The following is a 12,246-nucleotide window of genomic DNA, read 5'->3' on the forward strand; positions in this document are numbered from 1 at the left end:
ATAAAAGCAGAGAACGATTACCTTCTAAAATCGCTCTTACTTCTTCATTAACTTCTAACTTTTGCTATAGCGCTAATCTCCTAAACGTACCTTCACCATACGATCATCCTCTTTAACCGGGTCTCCCCGACCATCTTTATTGTTTGTTATCGCAAATAATATGTCCTCGTCCAATAATAAGGAGCGAACTCGTCCAATATCTTCTGTCTCCACAGTAGTACCCTGGCCCTTCAGTTCAAACGACCGAATTTCCTCGCCTCTTAAGCAAGCAACGTAAAGATTGTCATCTTGAATAATTATTCCTGACGGAGCCCATGTATCATCTCCAGAGTGATAGATCGGCTGCACCATGCCATCAGCAATTTCATCTCCTTCAATCACTGGCCACCCATAATTGTTTCCTGCTTCAATTTGATTGATTTCATCATGAGCAGACTGCCCATGCTCTGAACTAAAAAGCTGTCCTTCTTCATTCCACGCGAGTCCCTGAGGGTTTCGATGACCATAAGAATAAACATAGGAATCATTAAATGGATTATCTTCTGGTACGTTTCCTTCCAGATCCATACGCAAAATTTTGCCCGCTAAACTATCTTTATCCTGTGCAAGCTCCGGTTCTCCAGCATCACCTGTTGTAATATAGAGCATACCGTCTAGTCCGATTTTCAGTCTTCCTCCGTTATGAAACTGTGAGCCAGGAATATTCGCAAGAAGCTCATCCGTTTCTTCCCAGGTGTCCTCTGTAAGTTTAACCTTCACCACCCTATTAAATGTGTTTCCACCTTCTAAATAAGTATGGTAGAGATAGGCTACTTTAGACTGAGAAAAATCTTCAGCTATTGCCATCCCCAAAAGTCCGCCTTCACCTTCACTATGCACAGGTTTTGTAAGTTGGATCGTTTGCCTCTCCAGGGAATTATCGAATTTCGCTATCTTACCCGAACGTTCTGTGAGATAAAACGTTTCTCCTGTTTGGACGATCTCCCATGGAACATTTAAATTTTCAATATAGGCTGACTCTATTTTAGTCTCCTCATCCGCACCATCGCTAGAACTTGAGTTTGGATCATTACTTGAGCAGGCTGTTACGAGGAGTAACGCACAAAGCACGCCCCCTATTTTCACCACGTCTTCCTCCATTTCTTCCAGATCTTATTTTAAACATTGCTACTCACAAATCATGAGTACATTCCCATCAGGATCTTTAAAATTAAACCAATGGCCATTCTCAATATCAGTGACAAGCTCGATTCTTTTTTCTTTCATAAAAGAAAAAGCGGCTTCAATGTCTTTCGTATTGAAATGAAGAGGTGGAGTTTTGTAAAGGTTATCCTCAGAATAAATTTTGCTATCTAATACAAGGCCGTTATCTTTCATTGGCAAGACATACAAATGTCCTGCTACTATGTCGCCAGAGGCAGGAATCCCAAGTAAATCACAATACCAATTTTTTGCATCTTCAATATCTTTTACGGGAATAAAAACAGCACCAATTTCATTTAAAATCGGATTCATTTGAATGACCTCCCTTCTCAAATCATTTTTCAGTACTTACTCCTTCTTTCTTATTTGATCCGATCCTTCTAAAACTCACTAAAAATATGTACACCACATTATTGAGGAAGAAATGATGAACATGTATGATATGCTTGATTTAACAAATATCCCCACAATAAATCACTCTACAAAAAGGAGGGGACTAGTCTGAGTACAATTAAGAATATTTTCTTAATCTTTTTTTCAAGTGACCATTCTCAAAACGACCTTGCAGAGCTTCTGGTAATGCCTATAGGACTATTTTTAATACTATCGATTCATCATTTTTTTCATGTTGTTCCGCTAAACTGGAACTCGTTACGGTCAGCTGTCATTTTCATAGCTATTTTTACACTCTTCTATTCTTTCATGAAACTAATTAGAAAAAAACTAGGAACCAAAAACAAAAAGCTCTCACCTTATGTCATTTACATGGCCTATTTTGTTGCCATACTCGGCGGATCAGTGATCATGGCCTCATGAACTAAACCGCACTTTCCCTTTAGTAATCTCCCCAAAAAGCTCGAAGCAGCAATGCTCCGGGCTTTCAAATCAGGCATGAAGAATACACTCATCCACAGTCACTGAAGCTACCTGCGGCTGGTTAGGAATTATTATTATCTCTAATCATTTAATCCTTTTCCCTGTAGAATTTGCTGCATATATTTCTCGATCCTCGCTTCTCGTGTTTTGGATTGTTTAGCTTTAGAAAAGTAAAGGACATATGCTCTTTGCCTTCCTGGTGTTAAAGCTTCAAATGCAGATTGTAACTCTGGTACTTCATTGAATTTATTTTGAAGTTCTTCAGGGATTTCTATATTCTTCTCAATATTCACTTCTATACCAGCTTTTTCAACGGCAATGGCGTTATAAATATATTCTTTCAATATGTTTTCCCTATCCACTATTTCTTCTATATCGGTGAATCTTATCTGACGGCTAGACTGTACATTTTCCGTTTGTTGAATGAGCATGTTATGCGTATCTTGTAATAAGACTCCTTTAAAAAATAATAGAGCACAATATTCTTTAAATCCATGTATTAAAACGATATTTTTCCCTTGGAATGTGTAACATGGAACCCCCCACTTCAATTCTTCAGTCAGCTCACAGTCAAGAATGATCATTCTCAATTTCTTGAATTCTTCCTGCCACTTTTGGGACTTACTGATAAAGCCATCAACTTTAGGATTCATTCTACTATTTGTCATTAAAGCACTTCCTTTCGCAGTTTTTGGATCAGCCGAAAGTTTTAAATCACTATTTACAATTGCCCCATTCATTTTCATTTACAATACTTTCATATTTACTTCTAAATAATACCACAAACCTATCCATTATCTTGAGCAGGCTTAGTCTCATTTTCGATGACCTTCCTTATTAAATTTATCGTGCAAATACAAAAAGCAGTTCAATGTAGGTGACTAATCTATCCTTGCACGCTACACTGAACTGCTTCATTTTCATGTTATCTTAAGTTTCTTGTTTAGTTATGGCTACTTCAATGTCATAATCTTCCGGGTCAAGTTCTGTTTCCGTTCCGAGCGCAAGTCTAGCGAGCTCAAGTCCTAGATACGGGCCAACTGTGAGTCCAGAAGCCCCAAGACCATTAGCAGCAAGTAGATTCTTGCTACCTGGCACATAACCAAACACTGGTAAAAACCCTGGTGTGAAAGGACGGAACCCTACTTTCGCTCCTAGAAACGTACTATTCGCTAATCCTGGGGCGACGGATAGGGCTTTAGTGAAGATTTCCTGCAGTCCTCCAGCAGTCACACGCTGATCCATACCAGCTTCATTTTCATGAGTTGCCCCAACAACAACGCGTCCATCATCAAAGCTTAATAAGTACTGATCGTTAGGCGGCATCACGACTGGCCACTCATTCGTTACCGAGTTGTTCATTTCAAGGTGGACGATCTGAGCTTTCTGAGAAGTAACATTAAATTGAAAGCCCATTGGAGATAAAAGCTCTTCCGCCCAGGCTCCAGCCGTCAATATTACTTTGTCCGCTATAAAGATCTCGTTACCTAACGTAACACCATTCACTTCGTCTTCTGATAAATAAAGCTTAGCATCACCATACAGGATGGTAGCACCATATTTTTCAGCTGAGCGAAGTAGCGCATTACGAAGAGCTGAACCGTTCACTCTTGCCGCTCCACTAACAAATACAGACTGGTAATCTTCAGATATAGGGGGGAATCTCTCTCTTGTTTCCTCAGAAGATAGCTTCTTGATGTCCCCGATTTCAGGGGCGTCTTCTCGTCGCTTTTTAGCACGTTCGATCATTTTATCTAATTTTGTCTCATCAGTGTGGAGGCTGATTGCTCCTACTTTCTTATAACCCGTTTCTGTTTCTCCATCCTCTATTAATTGTTGAATTAAGTCTGGATAATATTTTGCTCCCCCTTTAGCAAGTCGATACCAGACTTTATTTCGACGTTGGGAAAGCCATGGACAAACAATACCAGCTGCCGCTTCTGTCGCTTGTCCAGGTTCATTACGATCAATAATCGTAACGTCTATTCCTTCTTTTGCAAGATGATAGGCCGTTGAAGCTCCAAGGATGCCGGAGCCGACAATAATTGTTGATTTCATATGTAACACCTTTTTCATTGATTTCGATTCTTTGTTCATTTTACATAAATTCAGTTAAGCACACAAACCGACTGTATTGACTAAAACTCTTTAAATGAAAACCTACCTTTTTTCAACCTATTTCTTCAGGTGAAGCCTTTCATTATGCTAAAATAACACCATTACATGAAGAAGGAGTCTCACTATGAAAAAAACATTAGACCACATTGGAATTGCAGTCAGACGTTTAGATGAAGGAGTTCAGTTTTATACAGAAGTATTAGGTGGCGAGCTTTTCGACCGTTACCGTAGTGAAGCAACAGGTGTAGAAAGCGAAATTGCCGTTATAGATCTTGATGGCAGTCGTATCGAACTGCTGATGCCTACGAATAATTCCACTTCGCCAATCGCACGTTTTATGAAACAAAAAGGGAAAGGCGTCCACCATGTTGCCTATGTTGTCGATAACCTTGATGAGGCAATAAAGGAATTAGCCGTACAGAATATTCGCGTAATGGAAGATACGCGACGAGTGAACAAACACGGCAGAAGATTAATTTATTTAAATCCAGCTGACACAGAAGGAACAATCATTGAATACTGTGATTATCCTGAATCAGCTAAAACTACAATTGAATAACTGCCAGTCGAATGACAAGAATCATAAACAACAAGAATGTAAGTACAAGTAGTACATTCAATCTTGTCGGTAGGTCATTATTCCGATTATTTTTATCGCTCATATGATTTCTCCTTCCTTATATGTTAACTACGATCAAAAAGGCGGTGCTTATGAAGCATATCTATAATCTTTTTTACTTCGGTTACTTGCAAGCCATTTCTTGTCTGTTTCCATTAATTATTTTTGTAACGCTAGCATTAAGCGAAAGAATGACGCCATTTTTTCTACCAAGGTATGATTTTATTCTTATCGTTTGCATTTTAGCACAAATCTCCTTATTAATAACCAAATTTGAGACAATTGATGAAATGAAAGTGATTCTTGTTTTTCACATTATTGGTTTGGCACTCGAGATATATAAAGTTCATATGGGTTCATGGTCTTATCCAGAGGAAGCTATTTTCAAAATAGCTGGCGTTCCACTATATAGCGGATTCATGTATGCAAGCGTGGCTAGTTACATGTGCCAGGCATGGCGACGACTGAATTTACAATTAGTGAATTGGCCTACATCTTGGATGACGATCGGTTTAGGAATTGCCATCTATGGAAACTTTTTCACCCATCATTTTCTATATGATTTTCGCTGGGTGTTGAAGATCCTTGTTGTGGTTCTCTTCTTTCGAACGATGGTGTACTTTACTGTCCATCAGACAATTTACAGGATGTCTCTCCCTATATCTTTCGTACTCATTGGTTTTTTCATATGGATTGCTGAAAATATTGCGACGTTTTTCGGAGCATGGGCGTATCCAAATCAACAAAGTGATTGGGAAATCGTACATATTGGTAAAATTAGCTCGTGGCTTTTATTAGTTATTGTGAGCTTTATGATCGTAGCTCAGTTAAAGCATACAAAATACGAAAAATTAGCTCATAACAAAAATGCAGCTCTTTAAGAGAGCTGCAATTTATATTCCACTTATTTCTAAGGCGATGTTCATCTCCTGACGAACATTACCTTTTCCTACGAACTATGAATGCTACGATATGGCAATTTCCATCCATAACGGAGGGAGAGCATTCTGAGAAAGACGATGGCACCAAATAAGAACATGAGCTGAGGCAGTTCTTGTGGATAACCAAGACCAATTAACAACCCTGCCATCATGGCCCACACAGCATAAACCTCTTTTTGTAAAACGGTCGGTTTCCTTCTCGCTAATAGATCACGAATAATTCCACCACCAGTTCCCGTCATGGCTGCAGCAACCATGGCAGCAATAAAAGGGTGACCCATTTCTTCTGCGAATAGCGCGCCCTGAATCGCAAATGCAGCAAGCCCAATTGCATCAAAGAAGCTCCCCCACTTCTCCCAATAGTAGTTAATCCAGCTTGCAGGAAAAACAAAAATGATCAGGATTGTACCGATCGCAATCATAATAAGCACATCCTGTTCCCAAATCGAAGCAACCGGCACCCCTATTAATAAATTCCGTATAATTCCACCACCAAATGCTGTAGCAAGTCCAAGAACAATCACACCGAGAAAATCAAACTCCTCCTCTAATGCAACGAGTGCTCCACTTGCAGCAAAGGCAATTGTACCAATGATATTTAGTATTTCCCAAGTCACATCATTACGCCCTTTCACGATCTATTGAAAGTTAAAGTGTACGTCAGCTTTCAACTGTTATCAACCCTTATTTTTGGATAGCAGAATTAAAAAAACCTCCTAATGGAGGTTTAAGACGAAAGATGATAATACATTTCGATGATGTCCTCATCTGAATGAGGAATTTCATTTCCTTTCACAATTTGAGCACCGTTGATACATCCACTTGTTAGAAGGATAATATCCTGTTCGCTGCCAAGTTGTAAAGACTTTAAGACGCCCTCTCTTCTTGTATTCGTTCGATAAATATTAGGGTCATTGGGATTCGAAAATCCTGACATAACCTTGTCGACAATGAGAGATGGCTCATGGTAGCCGGGATGATCAACTGTGACGATAATTTCATCTGCTCTACCTTCAATTGCTTTCGCCATTTTAGGCATCTTCTCAAAATCCCTGATCCCAATTCCTGCAATCATTACAATAAGCTTGCGATGATCCATCTTTTTCACTTCATCTACAAGACGTGTTAAAGCTACTGGAGTATGCGCGTAGTCCAGGATGATTGTTTCCCGGTTAGGCCCACTAATTACTTGGAAACGACCTTCAGGGCTTTCTAATTGCGGAAGCACATTAATAATCGTTTGCAATCGGTATCCAAGTAACAAAGCTGTTCCGACAGCAGAAAGCACGTTTGCAACATTATAATCAGCAAACACTGGTACAAAAACATCGTACGTTTCACCATGTGAGAGCAATTTGAATGAGGTACCATCTAGTGTATATTCCAACTCAGTGGCTACAAGATCCGCTTCTTCATGTGGATTTAAGCTATAAGTCACTATGCGATGTTCATAAGCTCGGCTAAGCTCAACACCCATTTCATCGTCTACATTGACCACAGCCGCTTTTGCTTGATTGAAGAGTTTTTCTTTACAAGCTTTGTAGTGTTCAAAAGTATGGTGATATTCCAGGTGTTCTGGAGAAATGTTAGTGTGAATAGCGACATCAAATTCAATTCCTTCTACGCGCTTTTGATCAAGGGCAATAGAAGAAACCTCCATCGCTACTCCCCCATCTCCTTCGCTTATCAAATCCTTGAAGATGCGATGAAGGTCAAGTGACTCAGGAGTCGTTGGCGTGCTTTTCTTATAGGGAATTTTCTTTTTGGAGGACCAAATACCAGTTGTTCCAATAGATCCTGTTGGCAATCCAAGCAGTGTAAGTAACGAGCGTACATAAGCTGCAACGGTTGTTTTACCATTTGTACCTGTAACGCCAACCGTCTTTAATTTCTCATCTGAAGAGCCATAATATTGTTTCGAAAAGGATGCCATTGCTTTTCTAACATCATCGACAAGAATAAAAGTACAATGAGGATAACTGTGAGCAAGACTTGTAATGAGATCATCTTGATCTGCTACTACGGCTACTGATCCATTCTTAATCGCATCTTCTATGTATTTATGTCCATCGTGATTCTCCCCTTTAATTGCAAAAAAAACAGAAGAAGACCCTGACATTTTTGAATGAAATGTAAGGCACTTAATCGTTTGAATGTCTGGTCCATATATATGGATGATCGGAGTATATTGAAGTTGGTTAAAATTAATCTTCATGGTGAATTCCTCGCTTCAGTAGTATCATTTACTTTTATTGGAAAATTTTTATATCGAAAGTAAATAATATATTTTTACTTAAATTCCCCATTTTTCCTTACTTAAAACAACATCGTTACATTTAGCATACTCAATTAGTACCATGCTTCATTCATGCAAAATCAACAGACAGCTAATGAGCTGTCTGTTAGGTTAATTATTCTGCCGCGTTGTAATGATTGCGAACTAGGTCTGTTAAACTCAGTTCATCCAATAAGTGTACAGGTACTAATAATGTAATCGTGACAACACCAGGATGCCTTCCTATTTCAATCGATCCAGTGATCGTCGCTCTATTCATAACTTCTGGAACTGATATTCCGAGAGTTTCTGCTGCACGATTAAGGCCGTTATCTGTTGCCTCATTAAGGTTTGCTCCTGTGCCTATAAAAGAAAGAGGCAAAGATTCTTCTATTTTTGCTACCCCATACATATCTGCTACTTGTTTAGCTGATGCTTTTTCCTTATCGGTGAAAGGTTTAGCTAAATGAGGTAGATCTTCTAGCACCGGGAGTAAAATAGGGCCTTCAATGTTAAGATTCTTAATTACCTTTGCTTGAAGGTTAACGATACCGGATACGTCAGCAGTATGCCCAGCGATTTCTCCATTCCCCTGCATAGCATGCATATCCCCAATATAAACGCCTCCACCTGGGACCTTTACAGGACAAATGAGAACCGCACCTTCTCTAACGCGATTAATATCCATATGCCCATCTGTACGATCTTCTAATTCCTCTTTCGTTACGCCATAATCATGCGGAGCATCAATGAGAAATTGACCGAAGTCTCCTGCATTATGAGAATCGGGCAATGGACGTGAAGGAGTTGTTCCGAGCTGCCCTAAAAATGGACGGAGCCTAGCCATTGTTCCAACGAGGTCACTTGGCGCAAAAGTAACGACTGGATTTTGTACAGAGTTCTCAGGAGTAGCCATAAATGATTTCCCATGTTCTGCTATGTACTTCGCAGCTGCCTCATCCACTGTCACACCTATTGTTCGATTCGAATCAAATGCCATTGTATATCCATTCGTAAACACAAATGGCGTCACATCTTCTCCACAATTTGAACACCGAATAGCTTCTGGTCCTGTACCTTCAATCTTAGTCTCTGGATATAGTTCCCCACAGCCAGGACACTTGACAGCAACGAAAGGATCACCGACAAACCTACCATCAACGGGTCGATCATTTCCTGAAGAAGTAGCCATAGATGTAACTTGAACGGATTTAATACGAATCGCTATGGCGTCACCAACTTCAGCTCCTTCCACAAAAACAGGTTTTGTTACTTCATGGCCACCTCTTAAACATGGGGTGATCATGGGTCCCCAACAGCCAGGTGCAGTATTTGCAATAATATGACCACCGTCTTTCAACGGTCCTAACATCTCTTCCTTTGGATCCAAAATACCATTCGTAAACTCATTTACAAAAACGGTTTGCTTCGCTTCCATTGCCTCTCCCCTTTTCATCATTATTCCTACCTACATTATAAGAGTAATGTCGATTCATGTAAAAAATTAATTGGCTAAATACAAAAAAACTTTGAATTCAAAGAAATATCCCTTCTCGAATTCACTTCTTATCAGTGATTGACGAAATGCAAAACCTTCCCTATACTGAATAAACGCAAACGTAAAGACAGGTGATGAAATGGAATTTAAAATGCAGTATCTTTCCTTTTATTTAATACAAGTAGAAGGAAGCGGAGAAAGTGAAGAACGACGTTACAAGCATTATCAAACTCTTGACGCAGATGCTTATGAGGAAAGCTCGTTAAAAGACTTTCTAAACGGTGAGTTAACGAAAATCATGAAACGTAAAGTCGATCGGCATGCGAAGTCAGAAGGAGCACCTACGAAAATTGGGCGCTTTATTGTTGAGCAAGGTCATGATTTAACATCTAATCCAAATTATAATTTATTCGATCGGACACGTTATGCTGAATCAGCAGATGATTTCGAAACTTCATCCGATCAAATTGTTCAAATGTATTTGGATACTAGCGCAATCAGAGGTGGTGTGTTAATTGTGGCCACATCAAAGCTTACAAAACTCTTTGATGACCCTTTTCTCTTCATCTTAAAGTGCGATTTTGAACCGAAAGTAGCAACAATTACTGATGAAGATACGCTAATTCAGAATGTGGAAATGGCGATCACAACAAAAAGTGTGAAATCCGTCCAATACCCCTACATGCCAGAAGAAGGCATGATCGACAGTGCTGAAATCAAAGTCCACCAGTCTTCTCATGCACGCTACTTCGAAGACTTCTTGAAATGGGTCGAATATGAAAAGTCGATGCCTGAAATTGTGAAAACGCAAACGATGGGCATGGTTCAGGAGCACATACAGGAAACCTACCAGGAAGAAAGTGAAGAGAAAGAAGAGTTCGAACAAGCGATAGAGGAATGGTCTCAGAGTCCAAAGCGAGAGCTACAAGAGCGGTTTACGACCGAACAGGTCGTTGAAGCTACTTCACAAATCGTGGAGCACTCCCCTGACGTTGAGTGGAAGCTAAAGCTTGACCATGTGTCCGTCAAAGCGATGCTGTCTGACTTCGGGGAATCGATTCATCTTGCGAAGGTGAACGGCAAGTACGTGCTTGCGATTGAAGCTGATTCGATAACGTTTGAGAAGGGTTTTTCTCCTGTCGAGTTTCATAAGCCTGATACGCTTCAGGAAGTGGTGGAGCGGATTTATAAGAAGAATGAGAATGAATCATAATTAAAGCATTTTGGTCTCATGAAAGTCCTGATAAAGGAATATCCATTTAATTTCTTAAATAAGGTGCCTCGCAAATGGAAAGAACATTTTGCGAGGTATTTTCATTTTCGTATTGCTCAGTGAAACGAACAAGTTAGAAAAAAGAAGCTTAGAAAGCAAAACCGATTTCCTATCCTCACCAAATGCCGTTATCGATTTCTTACTACTTAAGACGGAATAACTCCTTAATGGATGATAAAACTAGTAATCTATTTTGATATAGTGACTGCATATTCTCTTGCCATTTCTTATTCTATCGCGTTTATTTTTCCCTTTTTCTGGGTAGAAAATTATATCATTTAATTAAAGGTGGAATTGAACTTATGACATCCTTCGAAAATGCATTAAAACACCAAGTAGGATTAGGCACTGCTCCTTTAGGTAATATGTTCAGGGAAGTTCCAGAAGAAGAAGCACGCAAAACGATTCAAACCGCGTGGGATCAAGGAGTACGTTATTTTGATACTGCCCCTTTCTACGGTGCAGGTTTGGCAGAGATGCGCCTTGGTAACGTACTATCACAATATAACCGTGATGACTACTTATTAAGTACAAAAGTCGGTCGTTATATCACTGAAGATACAGAAAATAAGGAAGGTTTATTCCAATATGCCCGGAATAATAAAGTGATTACGGACTACACGGAAGATGCAACGAAACGATCTATTGAACAAAGCCTGGAACGATTAAAAACTGATCGATTAGACTTTGTCTTTGTGCATGATGTTTCCCCTGATTTTCACGGGGATGAGTGGCTAGCCAAATTTGATGAAGCTCGTGAAGGAGCTTTTCGTGTGTTGACACGCCTGCGCGAAGAAGGAGTAATCAAGTCGTGGGGCCTTGGTGTTAATACGACAGAACCGATTGAAAAAGCAATGGAACTTGAAGAAACTCAACCGGATGTATGCTTGTCGGCTACCCAATATACATTGCTACAGCATGAACAGGCTTTACAAAAAATGATGAAAAAAGCTGTAGAAAAAAATGTAGACATCGTCGTTGGATCACCTTATAACTCCGGTGTATTGCTAGGCGGGGATCATTACAATTATGAGAAGGCGGATGCTGATATTATTGCCAGAGTTAATCAGCTAAACGAAATAGGTCAGAAATATGATGTCCCATTAAAAGCAGCAGCTCTTCAATTTTCAACTTCTCATCCTGCCGTAAAATCAGTCATTCCGGGATCAACACGTCCAGATCGAATTAAGGAAGATCTCGATATGATTCAACTCGATATACCGAAAGAGTTCTGGGATGAATTGCTCAGCAAAGGGTTCATTTCATCAAATGCCCCTTTGCCTAGCAATGGTAGCTAAATTATTTTTCTCGGTAAGTTGCGCTTAACTAAAAGAGCAATAATTAAAGCTCAATTAAAGAATGGACTTCTCTTCTTGAGAAGTCCATTCTTTATTTTATATTTTCAAATGGCACTTTAATCCTAAACAGATATTTTATCGAGTT

At 39.6% G+C, this 12,246-nt stretch carries 11 protein-coding genes; 4 read left to right on the top strand and 7 right to left on the bottom strand.

Features of this window, described 5'->3' with window-relative positions:
* Nucleotides 1-72: 72 nt before the first annotated feature.
* The 4 genes from ABVF21_RS19585 to ABVF21_RS19600 all read right to left on the bottom strand — a co-directional run bounded on the left by ABVF21_RS19585 (nt 73) and on the right by ABVF21_RS19600 (nt 4,137).
* Nucleotides 73-1,128: a PQQ-dependent sugar dehydrogenase gene (locus tag ABVF21_RS19585; protein WP_371018822.1), complete on the bottom strand. Its 1,056-nt coding sequence runs from the start codon at nt 1,126-1,128 to the stop codon at nt 73-75.
* A gap of 39 nt (nt 1,129-1,167) precedes the next feature.
* Nucleotides 1,168-1,515, bottom strand: coding sequence for a VOC family protein (locus tag ABVF21_RS19590; RefSeq protein ID WP_303531065.1), 348 nt, complete (start codon nt 1,513-1,515; stop codon nt 1,168-1,170).
* A gap of 644 nt (nt 1,516-2,159) precedes the next feature.
* Nucleotides 2,160-2,747 carry a YdeI/OmpD-associated family protein gene (locus tag ABVF21_RS19595; protein ID WP_371018841.1) on the bottom strand — a complete coding sequence of 196 codons (588 nt, stop codon included), beginning with the start codon at nt 2,745-2,747 and terminating at the stop codon, nt 2,160-2,162.
* Between the two features lie 262 nt (nt 2,748-3,009).
* Nucleotides 3,010-4,137, bottom strand: a complete 1,128-nt coding sequence (locus ABVF21_RS19600) for an NAD(P)/FAD-dependent oxidoreductase (protein ID WP_371018823.1) — start codon at nt 4,135-4,137, stop codon at nt 3,010-3,012.
* A gap of 184 nt (nt 4,138-4,321) precedes the next feature.
* Between ABVF21_RS19600 and ABVF21_RS19605 the strand changes: the two genes are divergently transcribed.
* Nucleotides 4,322-4,756 carry a VOC family protein gene (locus ABVF21_RS19605; RefSeq protein ID WP_303531061.1) on the top strand — a complete coding sequence of 145 codons (435 nt, stop codon included), beginning with the start codon at nt 4,322-4,324 and terminating at the stop codon, nt 4,754-4,756.
* A 152-nt stretch (nt 4,757-4,908) separates the two neighbouring features.
* Nucleotides 4,909-5,697, top strand: coding sequence for a DUF817 domain-containing protein (locus ABVF21_RS19610; protein WP_371018824.1), 789 nt, complete (start codon nt 4,909-4,911; stop codon nt 5,695-5,697).
* Between the two features lie 68 nt (nt 5,698-5,765).
* On the opposite strand, the gene ABVF21_RS19615 is transcribed toward ABVF21_RS19610, so the two are convergent.
* The 3 genes from ABVF21_RS19615 to ABVF21_RS19625 form a co-directional block, all read right to left on the bottom strand.
* Nucleotides 5,766-6,374, bottom strand: coding sequence for a trimeric intracellular cation channel family protein (locus ABVF21_RS19615; protein ID WP_226613615.1), 609 nt, complete (start codon nt 6,372-6,374; stop codon nt 5,766-5,768).
* 110 nt (nt 6,375-6,484) lie between these two features.
* On the bottom strand, nt 6,485-7,972 hold the full coding sequence (locus tag ABVF21_RS19620) for a UDP-N-acetylmuramoyl-L-alanyl-D-glutamate--2,6-diaminopimelate ligase (protein WP_303531055.1): 1,488 nt from the start codon (nt 7,970-7,972) through the stop codon (nt 6,485-6,487).
* A gap of 196 nt (nt 7,973-8,168) precedes the next feature.
* Nucleotides 8,169-9,470 carry an acetamidase/formamidase family protein gene (locus ABVF21_RS19625; RefSeq protein ID WP_303531053.1) on the bottom strand — a complete coding sequence of 434 codons (1,302 nt, stop codon included), beginning with the start codon at nt 9,468-9,470 and terminating at the stop codon, nt 8,169-8,171.
* Nucleotides 9,471-9,669: 199 nt separating this feature from the next.
* Between ABVF21_RS19625 and ABVF21_RS19630 the strand changes: the two genes are divergently transcribed.
* Both ABVF21_RS19630 and ABVF21_RS19635 read left to right on the top strand, forming a co-directional pair.
* Nucleotides 9,670-10,743, top strand: coding sequence for a DUF3900 domain-containing protein (locus tag ABVF21_RS19630; protein ID WP_371018825.1), 1,074 nt, complete (start codon nt 9,670-9,672; stop codon nt 10,741-10,743).
* 362 nt (nt 10,744-11,105) lie between these two features.
* Nucleotides 11,106-12,101, top strand: a complete 996-nt coding sequence (locus ABVF21_RS19635) for an aldo/keto reductase (protein ID WP_371018826.1) — start codon at nt 11,106-11,108, stop codon at nt 12,099-12,101.
* Nucleotides 12,102-12,246 lie beyond the last annotated feature (145 nt).

Origin of the sequence: Pseudalkalibacillus sp. JSM 102089, assembly GCF_041366475.1 — a bacterium.
Classification (GTDB): Bacteria; Bacillota; Bacilli; order Bacillales; family Guptibacillaceae; genus Guptibacillus; species Guptibacillus hwajinpoensis_B.